The sequence below is a fragment of the Streptomyces venezuelae genome, from assembly GCF_008642375.1.
GTDB classification, from domain to species: domain Bacteria; phylum Actinomycetota; class Actinomycetes; order Streptomycetales; family Streptomycetaceae; genus Streptomyces; species Streptomyces venezuelae_G.
Genome location: NZ_CP029194.1, coordinates 6,933,036 through 6,950,441, shown reverse-complemented (window position 1 = coordinate 6,950,441; position 17,406 = coordinate 6,933,036). Strand labels below are relative to the sequence as shown.

The following is a 17,406-nucleotide window of genomic DNA, read 5'->3' as shown; positions in this document are numbered from 1 at the left end:
CCTTGGAGGGACGAGAAGGCCGGCCCCCCTCCCCGGTACGGGGAGGAGGACCGGCCTGCACTGGACCGACAAGTGTACGTCGCACGCGGCGACGGCGCGCGGATTTACCTCGTGGCGGTCACCGAGCGTTGAAGTACGTCGCCTCCGGGTGGTGGATCACGATGGCGTCGGTGGACTGCTCGGGGTGGAGCTGGAACTCCTCCGACAGGTGCACGCCGATCCGCTCCGGCTGCAGCAGGTCCGCGATCTTCGCGCGGTCCTCCAGGTCGGGGCAGGCGCCGTAGCCGAGGGAGAAGCGCGCGCCGCGGTACTTCAGCGCGAACATGTCCTCGACGGCCTCCGGGTCCTCGCCCGCGAAGCCCAGCTCGGCGCGGACGCGCGCGTGCCAGTACTCGGCGAGGGCCTCGGCGAGCTGGACGGAGAGGCCGTGCAGCTCCAGGTAGTCGCGGTAGGAGTCCGACTCGAAGAGCTTCGCGGTGGCCTCGCCGATCTTCGAACCGACGGTGACGACCTGGAGGCCGACGACATCGGTCTCGCCGGACTCCTCCGGGCGGAAGTAGTCCGCGAGGCAGAGGCGGCGGCCCCGGCGCTGGCGCGGGAAGGAGAAGCGGGTCCGCTCGTTTCCGGCCTCGTCCAGGATGATCAGGTCGTCACCCTTGGAGACACAGGGGAAGTAGCCGTGGACGACGGCCGCCTCCAGGAGGTTCTCCGTGTGGAGGCGCTCCAGCCAGCCGCGCAGCCGCGGCCGGCCCTCGGTCTCGACGAGCTCCTCGTACGAGGGTCCGTCCCCGGCCCGGTTCTGCTTGAGGCCCCACTGGCCCTTGAAGAGGGCGCCCTCGTCGAGCCAGGACGCGTACTCCTTGAGCGGGATGCCCTTGACGACCCGCGTGCCCCAGAAGGGCGGGGTCGGCACCCGGTTGTCGGTGGCCACGTCGGAACGGCCGCCGGGCTCCTGCTCCTCGACCTGGAGGGCCGCGGTGTCCCGCTTCACGACGCGGCGCTGCTTGAGCTCGGGCAGCGCGGCTCCGGGGACGCCCCGCTTGACGGAGATGAGGGCGTCCATGAGGCGCAGGCCCTCGAAGGCGTCGCGGGCGTACCGGACCTCGCCCTGGTAGATCTCGTGGAGGTCCTGCTCGACGTAGGCCCGGGTGAGGGCCGCGCCGCCGAGGATCACGGGGTACTTGGCGGCCAGCTCGCGCTGGTTCAGCTCCTGCAGGTTCTCCTTCATGATCACGGTGGACTTCACGAGGAGACCGGACATGCCGATGACGTCGGCCTTGTGCTCCTCGGCGGCTTCCAGGATCGCGGAGACGGGCTGCTTGATGCCGATGTTGACGACGTTGTAGCCGTTGTTGGAGAGGATGATGTCGACGAGGTTCTTGCCGATGTCGTGGACGTCGCCTCGGACGGTCGCGAGGACGATGGTGCCCTTCCCCTCAGCGTCCGACTTCTCCATGTGCGGCTCCAGGTACGCCACCGCCGTCTTCATGACCTCGGCGGACTGGAGCACGAACGGCAGCTGCATCTGGCCCGAGCCGAAGAGCTCGCCGACCGTCTTCATGCCGTCGAGGAGGGTCTCGTTGACGATGTCGAGGGCGGGGCGCTCGGCGAGGGCCTCGTCGAGGTCCGCCTCCAGGCCGTTCTTCTCGCCGTCGATGATCCGGCGCTTGAGCCGCTCGTCGAGCGGCAGCGCGAGGAGCTCCTCGGTCTTGCCGGCCTTCATCGACTTGGTGTTGACGCCTTCGAAGAGCGCCATCAGCTTCTGCAGCGGGTCGTAGCCCTCGGCACGGCGGTCGTAGATCAGGTCGAGGGCGGTCGTGACCTGCTCGTCGTCGAAGCGGGCGATCGGCAGGATCTTCGAGGCGTGCACGATCGCCGAGTCGAGACCGGCCTTGACGCACTCGTCGAGGAAGACCGAGTTGAGGAGGATGCGCGCGGCCGGGTTGAGGCCGAAGGAGATGTTCGACAGGCCCAGCGTGGTCTGGACGTCCGGGTGGCGCCGCTTCAGCTCGCGGATCGCCTCGATCGTGGCGATGCCGTCCTTGCGGGACTCCTCCTGACCGGTGCAGATCGTGAAGGTCAGGGTGTCGATGAGGATGTCCGACTCGTGGATGCCCCAGTTGCCGGTGAGGTCGTCGATGATCCGCTCGGCGATGGCGACCTTGTTCTCGACGGTACGGGCCTGGCCCTCCTCGTCGATGGTGAGGGCGATGAGCGCGGCACCGTGCTCCTGCGCCAGCCGGGTGACCTTCGCGAAACGGGACTCGGGGCCGTCGCCGTCCTCGTAGTTGACGGAGTTGATGACCGCGCGGCCGCCGAGCTTCTCCAGACCGGCCTGAATGACGTCGACCTCGGTGGAGTCGAGGACGATGGGCAGGGTGGACGCGGTGGCGAAGCGGCCTGCCAGCTCCTCCATGTCGGCGACGCCGTCACGGCCGACGTAGTCCACGCACAGGTCGAGCATGTGCGCGCCCTCGCGGATCTGGTCCCGCGCCATCTCGACGCAGTCGTCCCAGCGGCCCTCCAGCATGGCCTCGCGGAACTTCTTGGAGCCGTTGGCGTTCGTCCGCTCGCCGATCGCCATGTACGAGGTGTCCTGGCGGAAGGGGACCGTCTGGTAGAGCGAGGCGGCGCCGGGCTCGGGGTGCGGAACGCGCTCGGGGGGCGTGACGCCGCGCACCCGGTCGACGACCTGGCGCAGGTGCTCGGGCGTCGAACCGCAGCAGCCGCCGATCAGCGAGAGTCCGTAGTCGCGGACGAAGTTCTCCTGGGCGTCGGCCATCTCGACCGGGGACAGCGGGAAGTACGCGCCGTCCTTGGTCAGCACCGGCAGGCCCGCGTTCGGCATGCACATCAGCGGCGTACGCGAGTGGCGGGCGAGGTAGCGCAGGTGCTCGCTCATCTCGGCCGGGCCGGTGGAGCAGTTCAGGCCGATCATGTCGATGCCGAGGGGTTCGAGCGCGGTCAGCGCCGCGCCGATCTCCGAGCCGAGCAGCATGACGCCCGTGGTCTCGAAGGCGAGCGAGCAGATGAGCGGCACGTCGACGCCCAGGGCGTCCATGGCGCGGCGCGCGCCGATGAGGCTCGACTTGGTCTGCAGCAGGTCCTGGGTCGTCTCGACGATCAGGGCGTCGGAGCCGCCGGCGAGCAGGCCCTCGGCGTTCTGCTGGTAGCCGTCGCGGAGGACGCCGTACGTGGTGTGGCCGAGCGACGGGAGCTTGGTGCCCGGGCCGATGGAGCCCAGCACCCAGCGCTGACGGCCGTCCTTGGCGGTGTACTCGTCGGCGACCTCGCGGGCGATCCGGGCGCCCGCCTCGGAGAGCTCGAAGATGCGGTCGGCGATCTCGTACTCGCCGGCGGCCGAGTGGTTGGAGCCGAAGGTGTTCGTCTCGACGCAGTCGACGCCGACCTCGAAGTACGCCTCGTGGACCGAGCGGACGATGTCGGGGCGGGTCACGTTCAGGATCTCGTTGCAGCCTTCGAGGTTCTGGAAGTCCTCGAGGGTGGGGTCCTGGGCCTGGAGCATGGTGCCCATGGCTCCGTCGGCGACGACGACTCGGCTGGCGAGTGCCTCACGGAGGGCTGCGGCGCGGTTCCGGCTGTCAGCGGAAGGGGTCGGCAACGAGGCCATGGATGAGCTCCCTGGGATGCGACGGCTGTCGGCTTTGCACTCTCGGTGGAGGGTGCACTGGGCCAGCGTAACCGCGCTTGCCCCGGGGTGGACATGGCGTCCCACGAGGCGGACGGCATCCTGTGTGCGAGGACTCCCGGTACGGCCCGCTCTTGCCCGACACTGTCATGTGTGAGCCAAGGTCGGCATCGACCGATAGTGTTCAGCATTGTCGAACAGCGTGAGAGGGAGAAGGGCCGGGCGATGGCGAAGAACATCCAGTCGCTTGAACGGGCGGCGGCGATGCTGCGACTGCTCGCCGGCGGCGAGCGCCGGCTCGGCCTGTCCGACATCGCGTCCTCGCTGGGGCTCGCGAAGGGCACGGCCCACGGCATCCTGCGCACCCTCCAGGCGGAGGGCTTCGTGGAGCAGGAGGCGGCCTCGGGCCGCTACCAGCTGGGGGCCGAGCTGCTGCGGCTCGGGAACAGCTATCTGGACGTGCACGAGCTGCGGGCCCGGGCCCTCGTCTGGACGGACGACCTCGCGCGGTCGAGCGGCGAGAGCGTGCACCTGGGGGTGCTGCACCAGCGGGGCGTCCTGATCGTGCACCACGTCTTCCGGCCGGACGACAGCCGTCAGGTCCTGGAGGTGGGGGCCATGCAGCCGCTGCACTCCACCGCGCTCGGAAAGGTCCTCTCGGCCTACGACCCGGTGGCCCACAGCGAGGTGCTGGAGGTCGAGCGGGAGGCGTTCACGCCCCGGACGACCACGGAGCTGCCCGCCTTCGAGTCGCTGCTCGACCTGACGCGGGCCAAGGGCTGGGCCGAGGACGTCGAGGAGACCTGGGAGGGCGTGGCCTCGGTGGCGGCGCCGATCCACGACCGGCGGCGGATGCCGGTGGGCGCGGTGGCGGTCACGGGCGCGGTGGAGCGGATCTGCCCGGGCGGGGAGCTGCGCCCCGAGCTGGTGGCGGCGGTACGGGACTGCGCGCGCGCCGTCTCCCGGGACCTGGGCGCCGGCCGCTTCTGACGGCAGCGGCGGGCGCCGTTCCCGTACGCACCCCGCCCGCGCCGACACACGCCGCACCGACGCATCCGCAGGGACGACCCGCGTACGGACGACTCCCGCCGACCCGCATGAACGAACCCGCCGGTAACGATCCCGTTATCGGCGGGTTTTTCGCTTCCCCGACCCTTGACGCGCTGTTAACCAGGGGGCAAAACTTCCGTTCATCGGTCGGCATTGCCGAACACCTAACGGCAATACGCGCTAGAGTGTGGCAGTGCCAAGGGCCGACAACGCCCTCACACGAGGGCGCGGACCACCGGTGGGACCCGGGGTTCGCCTTCCCCTGGACGAAGGACAAAGGAGTCGCGGGTGTCCAGCTCCGACATCTTCCTCGGCGAGACCATCGGTACCGCCGTACTCATCCTGCTCGGCGGCGGTGTCTGTGCCGCCGTCACGCTCAAGAGCTCCAAGGCCCGCAACGCGGGCTGGCTCGCGATCACCTTCGGGTGGGGCTTCGCCGTCATGACGGCCGTCTACATGACGGCTTCCCTCTCCGGCGCCCACCTGAACCCCGCCGTCACGGTCGGAATCGCGATCAAGGACGGCGACTGGGGCAACGTCCCGGTCTACGTCGCCGGCCAGATGCTCGGCGCGATGATCGGCGCCGCACTGGTCTGGGTGACCTACTACGGACAGTTCCAGGCCCACCTCAGGGACCCGGAGACCGTCGGCGAGAAGCCGATCGAGGGCCCCGGCCCGGTGCTCGGCATCTTCTCCACCGGCCCCGAGATCCGGAACACCTGGCAGAACCTGGCCACCGAGATCATCGGCACCGTCGTGCTGGTCCTGGCCGTGCTCACCCAGGGCCTCAACGACAGCGGCAAGGGCCTCGGCGTCATAGGGGCGCTCATCACCGCCTTCGTCGTCGTCTCCATCGGCCTCTCGCTCGGCGGCCCGACCGGCTACGCCATCAACCCGGCCCGTGACCTCGGCCCGCGCATCGTGCACGCCCTGCTCCCGCTGCCGAACAAGGGCGGCTCCGACTGGAGCTACTCCTGGATCCCGGTCGCCGGTCCGCTGATCGGTGGCGCCATCGCCGCGGGTATCTACAACATCGCGTTCGCCTGAGCCGTCCTTCTCACAGACCTTCCTTGGAGCACACCGTGACCGACGCACACACGTCCGGCCCCTTCATCGCGGCCATCGACCAGGGCACCACCTCCTCGCGCTGCATCGTCTTCGACAAGGACGGCCGGATCGTCTCGGTCGACCAGAAGGAGCACGAGCAGATCTTCCCGAAGCCGGGCTGGGTCGAGCACGACGCCGCCGAGATCTGGACCAACGTCCAGGAGGTCGTCGCCGGCGCCCTCGCCAAGGCGGAGATCACCTCGGCCGACGTCAAGGCCATCGGCATCACCAACCAGCGCGAGACCACGCTGCTCTGGGACAAGAACACCGGTGAGCCCGTCCGCAACGCCCTCGTCTGGCAGGACACCCGCACCGACGCCCTCTGCAAGGAGCTCGGCCGCAACGTCGGCCAGGACCGCTTCCGCCGCGAGACCGGCCTGCCGCTCGCCTCGTACTTCTCCGGCCCCAAGGTCCGCTGGCTCCTCGACAACGTCGAGGGCCTGCGCGAGCGCGCCGAGCGCGGCGACATCCTCTTCGGCACCATGGACTCCTGGGTCATCTGGAACCTGACCGGCGGTGTCGACGGCGGCCACCACGTCACCGACGTCACCAACGCCTCGCGCACCATGCTGATGAACCTGCACACCATGGCCTGGGACGAGAAGATCCTGCAGTCCATGGAGATCCCGGCCGAGGTGCTGCCGGAGATCCGTTCCTCCGCCGAGGTGTACGGCACGGTCAAGGGCGGCGTCCTCGACGGCGTCCCGGTCGCCTCCGCGCTCGGCGACCAGCAGGCCGCCCTGTTCGGCCAGACCTGTTTCGCCGAGGGCGAGGCCAAGTCCACGTACGGCACCGGCACCTTCATGCTGATGAACACCGGTGACAAGATCATCAACTCCTACAGCGGCCTGCTGACCACGGTCGGCTACCAGATCGGCGACGCCAAGCCGGTCTACGCCCTGGAGGGCTCGATCGCCGTCACCGGTTCGCTGGTGCAGTGGATGCGCGACCAGATGGGCCTGATCAAGTCCGCCGCAGAGATCGAGACGCTCGCGTCCTCGGTCGAGGACAACGGCGGCGCCTACTTCGTGCCGGCCTTCTCGGGCCTGTTCGCCCCCTACTGGCGCTCCGACGCCCGCGGCGTGATCGCCGGCCTCACCCGGTACGTCACCAAGGCGCACATCGCCCGTGCCGTCCTGGAGGCCACCGCCTGGCAGACCCGCGAGATCACCGACGCCATGACGAAGGACTCCGGCGTCGAGCTGACCGCGCTCAAGGTCGACGGCGGCATGACCTCCAACAACCTGCTGATGCAGACGCTCTCGGACTTCCTGGACGCGCCGGTCGTGCGTCCGATGGTCGCCGAGACGACCTGCCTCGGTGCCGCCTACGCCGCCGGCCTGGCCGTCGGCTTCTGGCCGGACACCGACGCGCTGCGCGCCAACTGGCGCCGTGCCGCGGAATGGACCCCTCGCATGGACGCCGACAAGCGTGACCGCGAGTACAAGAGCTGGCTCAAGGCCGTCGAGCGGACCATGGGCTGGATCGAGGACGAGGAGTAAGACACATGACCACCCTGCAGAGCGTCCCTGCCCTTGGGACGCACCCGGCCTCCGGCTCCCTCCCGAGCCGGGCCGAGACCCGGGAACAGCTCTCCAAGGCGACGTACGACCTCCTGGTCATCGGCGGCGGCATCCTGGGCATCTCCACCGCCTGGCACGCCGCGCAGTCCGGTCTGCGGGTGGCCCTGGTGGACGCCGGCGACTTCGCCGGCGCCACCTCCTCCGCCTCCTCCAAGCTGCTCCACGGCGGTCTGCGCTACCTGCAGACCGGCGCGGTGAAGCTGGTCGCGGAGAACCACTTCGAGCGGCGTGCGGTCTCCCGTCAGGTGGCACCGCACCTCGCCAACCCCCTCACCTTCTACCTGCCCGTCTACAAGGGCGGCCCGCACGGCGCGGCCAAGCTCGGCGCCGGCGTCTTCGCCTACAGCGCCCTCTCGGCCTTCGGTGACGGCGTCGGGCACCTGCTCTCCCCCGCCAAGGCCGCGCAGGACGTGCCGGAGCTGCGGACGGACAACCTGAAGGCCGTGGCCGTCTACGGCGACGACCAGATGAACGACGCCCGCATGGCGCTGATGACGGTCCGCGCGGCGGTCGACGCCGGGGCCACCGTCCTGAACCACGCCGAGGTCACCGGGCTGCGCTTCACCCGGGGCCGGGTCACCGGCGCGGAGCTCAAGGACCGCACCAGCGGCGACGAGTTCGGCGTCACCGCCCGCCTCGTGCTCAACGCGACCGGCCCGTGGGTCGACCACCTGCGCAAGATGGAGGACCCGAACGCGGCCCCCTCCATCCGCCTCTCCAAGGGCGCGCACCTGGTCCTCAAGCGGACCTCGCCGTGGAAGGCCGCCCTGGCCACCCCGATCGACAAGTACCGCATCACCTTCGCCCTCCCCTGGGAGGACATGCTGCTCCTCGGCACGACCGACGAGGAGTACGAGGGCGACCCCGGCCAGGTCGAGGTCACCGAGAAGGACACCGCCCAGATCCTGGACGAGGCCGCCTTCTCCATCCGCGACCAGCAGCTCTCCCGCGATCTGATCACCTACGCCTTCGCCGGTCTGCGCGTGCTCCCGGGCGGTCCCGGCGACACCTCGAAGGCCAAGCGCGAGACGGTCGTCACCGAGGGCCGCGGCGGCATGCTGTCGGTGGCCGGCGGCAAGTGGACGACCTTCCGCCACATCGGCCGCACGGTGATGAAGAAGCTGGAGCAGCTCCCGGGCCACCCGCTGGGCGAGGACTACGAGTCGGTCTCGACGCTGCCGAAGCGGCTCCCGCTGCCCGGTATCGCCAACCCGAACGCGGTCGCGCACCGGCTGCTCGTCGACGGTCCCGCGCCCGGCCCGCGGATGTCCGCCGACACGGCCAAGCACCTGGCCACGCACTACGGCTCGCTCTCCTTCGACATCGCCCGCATGGCGAACGAGAACCCGGAGCTGGCCGAGCGCATCCACCCCGACGCGCCCGAGATCTGGGCGCAGGTCGCCTACGCCCGCGACCACGAGTGGGCCGAGACGGCGGACGACGTACTGCGCCGCCGTACGACGCTGACGATACGAGGCCTGGCGACGGACGAGATCCGCGCCGGCGTCGAGTCGATGCTGCGGAAGTAACACCCGTACACCCAGGGGCGGTTCCTCTTCGAGGGGCCGCCCCTGAGGCGTGCCACGCGCCGTCCACACCGCCGCAACACTCCGCGCGCAGAGTGGACACATGAAATTCCAGGTCCTCTCGATCGTCCCCCATTCCCCGCACCCGCTCACCGGCGAACTGCTGTCCGCAGCCGACCGGTTGGCGCAGGTCGTCGCCCTCGGCGAGACCGCCGAGCGCCTCGGATTCGACGCGTACGCCGTCGGCGAGCGGCACGCGGGCCCGTTCCTCTCCTCCGCCCCGACCGTGCTGCTCGCCGCGCTGGCGGCCCGTACCGGCCGGATCCGGCTCCTCACCGGCGTCACCGTCGTCGCGGTCCTCGACCCCGTCCGGGTCGCCGAGGACTACGCCACCCTCGACCAGCTCTCCAGGGGCCGGCTCGAACTCGTGGTCGGCAAGGGCGCGGAGGCGGGTCACTTCGACCTCTTCGGCCTGGACGAGGAGCGGCAGTGGGACCTCCAGAAGGAGAAGTACGAGCTGCTCCGCCGCCTCTGGTCGGAGGAGGGCGTCGACTGGGCGGGCGAGTTCCGGCCGCCGCTGAAGAACGTCACCACCATTCCCCGCCCGTACGCCGGTCCGCCGCGGATCTGGCACGGCTCGGCGACCAGCCTCAACTCCCCCGAGCTCGCGGCGAAGCACGGCGATCCCCTCTTCACCGCCAACGCGGTCCAGCCGAGGGAGGCGTACGCGCGGCTCATCGCCCACTACCGCGAGAAGTTCGAGGAGTACGGGCACGATCCGGCCCACGCGCGCGTGGCGGCCGGTTCGGGCGGGCTGCTCATCGCGGACACCGCCGAGCAGGCGGTCGCCCGCTACCGGGACCTGTACGAGGCGAAGGTGCGGCAGAGCTTCCGGCCGCACCTGGAGGGGAAGGCGGGCTACAACACCCCGTTCCGCACGATCGAGGACGCGATCGCGGGCGGGCCCCAGCTGATCGGTTCGCCGCAGCAGATCATCGACAAGATCCTCGGCTACCACGAGCACTACGGGCACGACCTCCAGTCCGTCACCGTCGACGCCTTCGGCCAGTCCACGGCCGAACAGACCGAGACGCTCCAGCGCTTCGCCGAGGAGATCGCGCCGGTCGTGCGGAGGGAGGCGCCGAGCACGCTCTGGGAGGAGTGAGAGCGCCGTGTGCGGAGGCGAGTTCCTGGGTAGTCGATCAAGGCCGCACGGGTTTTCGGGGCTGTCCGGGGGCTGCGGACGGACCGCCGGAAAGCCGTAAGGTTGGTCCGTACGACAGGAACTTCGAAAAGGAGGCGCTGGGTGATCGAGCTCGAGGGGGTACCCGAGCTGATCGACCCGGTCATGGTGGCCGCGTTCGAGGGCTGGAACGACGCCGGCGACGCAGCCTCCACCGCGGTCGCCCATCTGGACCGGGAATGGAAGGGCGAGGTGTTCGCGGCCCTCGACGCCGAGGACTACTACGACTTCCAGGTCAACCGTCCCACGGTCTTCCTGGACAACGGGGTCCGGAAGATCACTTGGCCGACGACCCGGCTCTCCGTGGTCCGGATCGGCGGCGACAAACCCCGTGACCTGGTGCTCGTGCGCGGGATCGAGCCCTCGATGCGCTGGCGCTCCTTCTGCAACGAGCTGCTCGCCTTCGCCCACGAGCTGGGCGTGGAGATGGTCGTGATCCTGGGCGCGCTGCTCGGGGACACGCCGCACACCCGGCCGGTCCCCGTCAGCGGGGTGACGTCCGATGCGGATCTGGCGCGGACGATGGACCTGGAGGAGACCCGCTACGAGGGCCCGACGGGCATCGTCGGCATCCTCCAGGAGGCGTGCACGCACGCGGGCGTGCCGGCGGTGAGCCTCTGGGCGGCGGTTCCGCACTACGTGTCGCAGCCGCCGAACCCGAAGGCGACGCTCGCGCTCCTCAACCGCCTGGAGGACCTGATCGGTCTGCGCATCCCGCTGGGCGAGCTGCCCGAGGACGCGCGGGCGTGGCAGCTGGGCGTGGACCAGCTGGCCGCCGAGGACAGCGAGGTCGCGGAGTACGTGCAGACGCTGGAGGAGGCGCGGGACACGGCGGAGCTGCCGGAGGCCTCGGGCGAGGCCATCGCGCGCGAGTTCGAGCGCTATCTGCGGCGGCGCGAGCCGGGCACCGGGCCCGGAGGCGGTCCCGGGGTGGCGACCGAGGGCGGCGAATCGCCGTTCCTGCGGGACACCGGGAGCGGCCGGACGAGGCCGCCGAAGCCGGAACGGCCGGAGAAGCCGGAGAAGCCGACTCCGGGACCGGGACCCGACGCGGGACCGGGACCCGACTCGGGACCGGGACCCGACTCGGCAGCGGGGTCCGGAGCGGGTCCGGACCGGGCCGACGAAGGCCCGGCGGACGAGTCGCCCGGCGAGAGCGGGGACGGCGACTCCCAGGAGTAGCGGTCGGTACGGGAGGGGTGCCCGAGGGCGCCCCTCCCGTACGCGTGTCGATCCGTCAGGCCGTCCGACCCGACGCGGTCACGCGCAGCTGAACCGGGCCGCCGCCCAGTCCCCGTGGTCGCCGCTCTTCGACCCGTTGGTGTCCGTGATCCGCAGCCGGACGTGCCGGGCCCCGGTCACGTCGACGTCCACCGGCAGGGTCGCGGAGGCGCCCGTCAGCCGGGGCGAGGTCCACAGGACCCTGCCGTCCGCCTCGACGGAGAAGGCCACGTCCCCGTAGCCGTTGATCTCGTCGTCGATGCCCACGTCGGCGGTGAAGGCCGTGCAGCGCCCGCCGAGGTAGACCTCGATGTCGGAGTCGGCGTGGCCGCCGATCCCCTTCTCGTAGGTCTTCCCGGCGAGGGTGAGCGTCCGGCCGTCGGCGGCGCCGGACTCGCCGTTGGAGCGGTCGCGTTCGGGCGGGCCCCAGCCGTTCGTGGAGCGCAGCCAGACCAGGTCGCTCGCCCAGGCGTCGGCTGTCGGCGGCGGGGGCATCACGCCGACCGAGAACCGCTGCGTGGCGGTGCGGTCGGTGCCCGCGGAGCGGTGGCGCGCGCTCGCGGTGAGGGTGGCCTCGCCGGGCTTCGCGTCCGCGGCGGGGGTGACGGCGACGTCGACGCGCCGGGTGGTGCCGGCCGGGATCCGGCCGATCGGTGCGGCCGGGGTGACCTGCCAGCCGGCCGGGGCGGCGAGCGTGACGCGGACGTCGGTGGCGTCCCGGGTGCCCGCCGTGACGTCGACGGCGACCGTGCCCCGAGCGCCCGCGCCGAGCTCCTGCCCGGTGGGTGCGGCGAGCACGGCGGACGCGCCCGGTACGGCGCCGCCGACCGCGCTGGTGTCGGTCAGCCGCAGCTCGAAGGCGCGGTCGGTGGAGAGGGCGGCGGTCTTGATGCGGACCACTCCCCCGCGCTCGTCGCGGTCGTACCACCAGCCCTGGGCGGCCGCGTCGAAGGCGGCGCGGGAGGTGAGGGCGGGCAGTCTGGTCCCGTCGAGCCGGACGGCGCCGGGGGCGTCGCCGGTGTGGACGGTGAAGGCGTACGGCCGGGCGGCGGGCTTTCCGGTGTACGTGCCCTTGCTCGCGCCGATGCGGACGGAGACGTCGCCGGGGCCGCCGTTCGGGGCGCGGACCTCGGCGCGCTGGGTCGCGTAGCGGCCGTCGCGGTGCTCGCGGGTCACGCCGTCGTCCTCGTACAGCTCGAAGGAGGAACTGCCCTTCGGGTAGACGTCCCAGGCGATCGGGTCGCCGGGGGCGCGGTCGGTGTACGAGCGGATGTCACCGGGCCACATGGGGACGGTCGCCCCGGCCCGGACGAAGAGGGGCAGGGTGTCGAGCGGGGCGCTGTAGTCGTCGACGGTGACGGGGCCCTCGTAGGTGCGGCCGCTCCAGTAGTCGATCCAGGTGCCCTTGGGGAGGTAGATGCCGTCTCGTTCGACGGCGTCCCGGTAGACGGGGGCGACCAGGAAGTCCTCGCCGCTGAGGAACTCGTACTTGGCGGCGTCGGTGGAGGCCTTCGGGTCGTCCGGGTACTCCAGGGCGAGCGGCCGGGCGAGGCCGACGCCGGTCTTCGTCGCCTGGTGGGCGTGGCTGTAGATGTACGGGAGCAGGGCCTCGTGGAGCTTGAGGGAGGCTCGGTTGATCGAGGTGTACGGCTCGCCGTACCGGAAGGGCTGCTTGTCGTTGGCGGCCCAGCCGTCCATGGTCATCGTGACCGGCAGGAAGGTCTTCCACTGGAGGTCGCGGGTGTACGTCTTGGCGCTGCCGCCGAAGATGCCGTCGACGTCGCCGGTGGTGTAGGCGAGGCCGGACATGGAGGCCCCGGCGTAGGTGGGGATCTGCCAGCGGATGTACTCCCACGTACCGGCCTGGTCGCCGGACCACTGGACGCCGCAGCGCTGGGCCCCGGACCAGCTCTCGGGGGCCCAGGTGAAGCCGCGGGCGTCGCTGTTGGCCTCGATGCCCGCGTGGGCGTCCTTGCAGCCGTCGAGGGCGAACTTGTAGCCCGCTCCGACCCAGGCGACGTCGAGCTTGGCGACCCGCTGGCCGGCCTTGACCTGGTCGGCGAGCTTGTCGAGGCCGTCCTCGGTCCACAGGCCGAGCTTCATGCCGCGCTCGCCCAGGCCGGTGGAGGCCTCGGCGAGGTTCTCGTAGCCGCAGCCGTAGCCGTCGTTGACGAGCATCCAGCCGTTGGGCATGTCGTTCTCGATGTAGCCGTCGGCGACCTTCAGGGCGTCGAGGGTGCGGCGTTCGCCCCGGTTGGCGTTGTGGAGGTAGCAGTCGGCGTCGCCGATCTCCAGGCCGTAGACGGGCGGCAGGAAGGGCTTGCCGGTGAGGCGGGTGTACTGGCCGATGACGTCCTTGAGCGCGTCCCGTCCGGTCCCGGCGAAGTAGTAGGCGTCGAAGCGCCGTTCCTGCGCGGTCGTGGTGACGGGCTCGGTGAAGGCGTAGGTGTTGGGCGCGTAGGTGTTGCGGTAGACGCCGTAGCCGGCCGAGGAGAGGTAGAACGGCACGGAGTTGGGGTGGCCGCCGTCGTTCCAGTTGTAGTCGACGCCGACCTCGACGGTCTTGTCGCGGTGGGTGGTGTTGCCGCGGCCGTTCTGCATGCCGGCGCCGTAGAACTGCTCGTCGGCGCCCCGGGCGAGGGTCTGGGTGGTGCGGTCCTGGTTCCAGGTCAGGCCCTGGGACTCGGACCAGAGCGGGGTGCCGTCGGCGCGTACCGCGGAGAAGCGCAGCGGCGACTTGGTGACGCGCAGGGTGACGGCGGAGGTGCCGAGTTCGTACCGGTCGCCGAGGTCCCGCCAGCGGGTGGCCGGGGGCGGGCCCTGGGGCAGGACGATGTCGGTGCCGGTGGGGTCGGTGAACCGGCCGTCGGGGGCGAGTTCGATACGGAAGGTGTCGGCGGTGACGAAGGAGACGCGGGCCTCCGCCTGGCCCGCGGTCAGCCGGTAGGAGGCTCCGTCCGCCGTGAATCCGGTGACGTCGCCGACGGTGGTGTCGGACGGGTCGGCCGAGGCACTGCCACCAGGTCCCGCGAAGGCGGTGAGCAACCCGAGCAGTGCACCGGCGACTGCAGCTCTCATGCGCATTGATGATTGCATGACGCCTATTTAGCGCAGATTCGAGCATCGCGACAGGACAAAAAGGAACCGCCCTCGGACTTCGTCAGGAAGTCCAAGGGCGGTTGCCCGGAAGGATGTTGCTCCGAAGCACCCCTTACAGGGCGACGCCCAGGAGCGCGTCGACGGTGCGGGAGACGAGACCGGGGGCGGACTCGTCCGTGCCGCCCTCGGCGGTCTGGAGCGCGGCCCAGCGGTCGACCGCGGCCAGGGCGGCCGGGGCGTCGAGGTCGTCGGAGAGGGCCTCGCGGACCTCCTCGACGAGCGCGTCGGCGGACGGGCCGTCGGGGCGGGAGACCGCGGCGCGCCAGCGGTCGAGCCGCTCCACGGCGTCCTGGAGGACCTGGTCGGTCCACTCCCAGTCGGCACGGTAGTGGTGGGAGAGGAGCGCGAGGCGGATGGCGGCCGGGTCGACGCCGTCGCGGCGCAGGCGCGAGACGAAGACGAGGTTGCCCCGGGACTTGGACATCTTCTCGCCGTCCAGGCCGACCATGCCGGCATGGACGTACGCCTTGGCCATCGGGAACTCGCCGGTGAGGGACTGGGCGTGGGAGGCGCCCATCTCGTGGTGCGGGAAGATCAGGTCGGAGCCGCCGCCCTGCACGTCGAAGCCCATGCCGAGGTGGTCCAGGGCGATGGCGACGCACTCGATGTGCCAGCCGGGACGCCCGGCGCCGAGGCTGCCGCCGTCCCAGCTCGGCTCGCCCTCGCGGGCGGCCATCCACAGCATCGGGTCGAGCGGGTTCTTCTTGCCGGGGCGCTCGGGGTCGCCGCCGCGCTCGGCGGAGAGGTGGCGCATCAGCTCGGCGGAGTAGTTCGAGACCTGGCCGAAGTGCGGGTCGGCGTCCACGGAGAAGTAGACGTCGCCGTCGAGCTCGTACGCGGCCCCGGAGTCCCTGAGCCGCTCGACGAGCGGGATGATGCCCGGTATGGCCTCGACGGCGCCGATGTAGTGCTGCGGGGGCAGCATCCGCAGGGCGGTCATGTCCTCGCGGAAGAGGGCGGTCTCCCGCTCGGCGAGGCCGACCCAGTCGATGCCGTCACGGATGGCGCGTTCCAGCAGCGGGTCGTCCACGTCCGTCACGTTCTGGACGTACAGCACCTGCCGCTTGGTGTCGAGCCACACGCGCTGAACGAGGTCGAACGCGTTGTAGGTCGCCGCGTGACCCATGTGGGTCGCGTCGTACGGCGTGATGCCGCAGACGTAGATACGGGCGACGGGGCCGGGGGCGAGGGTGACTCGTCCGCCGGTCGCGGTGTCGTGGATCCGGAGGTCGCGGCCCTTGCCGGGAAGGGCGGGGACCTCAGAAGCGGGCCAGGCATGCATGACCCGAGCGTAACCGGACAGGTGTTCCGGATACGAACCGGATCCGGGATCTTGACCGATTAGGCGCTCTTGCGGGTCGGAGGCTTGCGTGCATACCCCCCAGGGGTGCAGGTGCTCTCCCCCTGTGATGGCCGAAACTTTTCTGCCTGGTCTCAGACCGGCGGCCAGGGGATCGGCGGCCACAGACCCGAGGGCTCCGGGTGCCTCCCGCTCGCCCGCAGCGCCGCCACCCGCGCGCGTACGGCCGCCACCTCGGCACCGGTCAGCAGTTCCGCCAGACGGGTCACGAGGGGCGCTCCGGGCGCCAGGGACCGGTCGAGGTCGTCCAGGACCGCGACCGCCTCGGCGGGCAGCTCCTCGCCCGCCCAGCCCCACAGGAGCGTGCGCAGCTTGTCCTCGACGTGGAAGGTGACCCCGTGGTCGATTCCGTACAGGCGCCCGTCGGGGGCCGGCAGCAGGTGTCCGCCCTTGCGGTCGCCGTTGTTGATGACGGCGTCCAGGACGGCGAGCCGCCGCAGCTCGGGGGTGTCGGCGTGGACGAGGAGCGCGGTGCGGTCCTCGGCGATCTGCGCGGGCCCGACGGCCTTCCAGCCCTCCCCCGCCTCGTCCTCCTCCGTGAGCGCGAGGAGCCGCGCCTCCGGGTCGGACTCGATCCACAGCTGGACCATGCCCTCGCCGTACGGACCCTCGCGGAGCACCGTCGGCGGGATCAGGCCCCAGCCGGTGGCCTCGGAGATCTCGTACGCGGCGACCTCGCGCTGCGCGAGGGTGCCGTCCGGGAAGTCCCACAGGGGCTGCTCCCCCGCGACCGGCTTGTACACACAGGCCGCCTCGCGGCCCTCGTGGGCGACGGAGCAGTACAGCACGGCGTTGGACGCCTCACCGACCCGGCCGCGCACGGTGAGCTCACCGTGGGCGAGCAGCTCGGCGGCCGGCAGGGTCTCGGGGCTGCTGCTCATGCTCCGCGGCGGTATCCGTTCTGGCGCGGGCAGACGTGCCCCTCGGGGTCGAGCGGCAGGCTGCACAGCGGGCACGGCGGCCGGCCGGCGTTGACGACGTCCAGGGCCCGCTTGGCGAAGGACCGGGCCTGGGAGCCGGTGAGCCGGACGCGGAGCATCGGCGGACCGTTCTCCTCGTCCTGGAGCAGCCGCTCCTCGGCCTCGGCGAGGTCCTCCTCGGACTCCACGTCGAGCTCGACGAGCGCCTGCGCCTCGACGATCAGGCGCTGCTCCTCGCCGTCCCAGGCGAGCGCCATGGTGCCGACCCGGAACTCCTCCTCCACGGGGGCGTCCAGCGGGGCGGTGTCCGCGCTGTCGGCGGGGGCGATCGAGGGGACGGGGGCATTGCCGCCGGTGCGGCGCACGACCTCGTCCAGAAGCTCGTCGATGCGCTCGGCCAGCGCGGCGACCTGCGCCTTCTCCAGCGCGACGCTCGTGACCCGGCCGCTCGCGGACGCCTGGAGGAAGAACGTACGGCGGCCAGGCAGCCCGACCGTGCCGGCCACGAAACGCTCCGGTGGGTCGTAGAGGAACACCTGACGGGACACGTTCCCGGCTCCCTAAAGTCTCGACAGTCGTACGACAACG

Annotated in this window: 11 protein-coding genes; 6 read left to right on the top strand and 5 right to left on the bottom strand. The window is 71.2% G+C overall.

Annotated features, from left to right (window positions below; all coding sequences use genetic code 11):
• Window positions 1-118 precede the first annotated feature (118 nt).
• Window positions 119-3,631 (bottom strand): methionine synthase, encoded by a 3,513-nt coding sequence (metH, locus tag DEJ46_RS31745; protein WP_150271888.1) that lies wholly within the window; start codon window positions 3,629-3,631, stop codon window positions 119-121.
• A 243-nt stretch (window positions 3,632-3,874) separates the two neighbouring features.
• Here metH and DEJ46_RS31740 point away from each other — a divergent pair, with 243 nt between their 5' ends.
• The 6 genes from DEJ46_RS31740 to DEJ46_RS31715 all read left to right on the top strand — a co-directional run bounded on the left by DEJ46_RS31740 (window position 3,875) and on the right by DEJ46_RS31715 (window position 11,340).
• Window positions 3,875-4,639: an IclR family transcriptional regulator gene (locus DEJ46_RS31740; RefSeq protein WP_141298708.1), complete on the top strand. Its 765-nt coding sequence runs from the start codon at window positions 3,875-3,877 to the stop codon at window positions 4,637-4,639.
• 348 nt (window positions 4,640-4,987) lie between these two features.
• Window positions 4,988-5,746, top strand: a complete 759-nt coding sequence (locus tag DEJ46_RS31735; RefSeq protein WP_150271886.1) for an MIP/aquaporin family protein — start codon at window positions 4,988-4,990, stop codon at window positions 5,744-5,746.
• Between the two features lie 35 nt (window positions 5,747-5,781).
• Complete coding sequence (glpK, locus tag DEJ46_RS31730) at window positions 5,782-7,308, top strand: glycerol kinase GlpK (RefSeq protein ID WP_150271884.1); 1,527 nt, start codon at window positions 5,782-5,784, stop codon at window positions 7,306-7,308.
• A 5-nt stretch (window positions 7,309-7,313) separates the two neighbouring features.
• On the top strand, window positions 7,314-8,918 hold the full coding sequence (locus DEJ46_RS31725) for a glycerol-3-phosphate dehydrogenase/oxidase (protein WP_150271883.1): 1,605 nt from the start codon (window positions 7,314-7,316) through the stop codon (window positions 8,916-8,918).
• A 100-nt stretch (window positions 8,919-9,018) separates the two neighbouring features.
• Entirely contained in the window at window positions 9,019-10,080 is a 1,062-nt protein-coding gene (locus DEJ46_RS31720) for an LLM class flavin-dependent oxidoreductase (protein WP_150271881.1), read from the top strand.
• A gap of 141 nt (window positions 10,081-10,221) precedes the next feature.
• Window positions 10,222-11,340 (top strand): PAC2 family protein, encoded by a 1,119-nt coding sequence (locus tag DEJ46_RS31715; RefSeq protein ID WP_150271879.1) that lies wholly within the window; start codon window positions 10,222-10,224, stop codon window positions 11,338-11,340.
• Between the two features lie 78 nt (window positions 11,341-11,418).
• Here the strand turns inward: DEJ46_RS31715 and DEJ46_RS31710 are convergent, their stop codons facing one another.
• The 4 genes from DEJ46_RS31710 to DEJ46_RS31695 all read right to left on the bottom strand — a co-directional run bounded on the left by DEJ46_RS31710 (window position 11,419) and on the right by DEJ46_RS31695 (window position 17,366).
• Window positions 11,419-14,475 carry an NPCBM/NEW2 domain-containing protein gene (locus DEJ46_RS31710; protein ID WP_150271878.1) on the bottom strand — a complete coding sequence of 1,019 codons (3,057 nt, stop codon included), beginning with the start codon at window positions 14,473-14,475 and terminating at the stop codon, window positions 11,419-11,421.
• A gap of 115 nt (window positions 14,476-14,590) precedes the next feature.
• Window positions 14,591-15,820 (bottom strand): cysteine--1-D-myo-inosityl 2-amino-2-deoxy-alpha-D-glucopyranoside ligase, encoded by a 1,230-nt coding sequence (gene mshC / locus DEJ46_RS31705; RefSeq protein WP_150271876.1) that lies wholly within the window; start codon window positions 15,818-15,820, stop codon window positions 14,591-14,593.
• A 152-nt stretch (window positions 15,821-15,972) separates the two neighbouring features.
• A complete protein-coding gene (locus tag DEJ46_RS31700; RefSeq protein ID WP_190623293.1) occupies window positions 15,973-16,812 on the bottom strand; it encodes an SCO1664 family protein in 840 nt (279 codons plus the stop codon).
• A complete protein-coding gene (locus DEJ46_RS31695; RefSeq protein ID WP_150271872.1) occupies window positions 16,776-17,366 on the bottom strand; it encodes a DUF3090 domain-containing protein in 591 nt (196 codons plus the stop codon). Before DEJ46_RS31695 ends, DEJ46_RS31700 begins: the two co-directional genes overlap by 37 nt.
• Between the last annotated feature and the right edge of the window lie 40 nt (window positions 17,367-17,406).

What these genes read in the sequence shown, in the direction of transcription:
- metH (WP_150271888.1), bottom strand. Translation starts at nt 3,631, where the DNA reads ATGGCCTCGTTGCCGACCCCTTCCGCTGACAGCCGGAACCGCGCCGCA.
- DEJ46_RS31740 (WP_141298708.1), top strand. Translation starts at nt 3,875, where the DNA reads ATGGCGAAGAACATCCAGTCGCTTGAACGGGCGGCGGCGATGCTGCGA.
- DEJ46_RS31725 (WP_150271883.1), top strand. Translation starts at nt 7,314, where the DNA reads ATGACCACCCTGCAGAGCGTCCCTGCCCTTGGGACGCACCCGGCCTCC.
- DEJ46_RS31720 (WP_150271881.1), top strand. Translation starts at nt 9,019, where the DNA reads ATGAAATTCCAGGTCCTCTCGATCGTCCCCCATTCCCCGCACCCGCTC.
- DEJ46_RS31710 (WP_150271878.1), bottom strand. Translation starts at nt 14,475, where the DNA reads ATGCAATCATCAATGCGCATGAGAGCTGCAGTCGCCGGTGCACTGCTC.
- mshC (WP_150271876.1), bottom strand. Translation starts at nt 15,820, where the DNA reads ATGCATGCCTGGCCCGCTTCTGAGGTCCCCGCCCTTCCCGGCAAGGGC.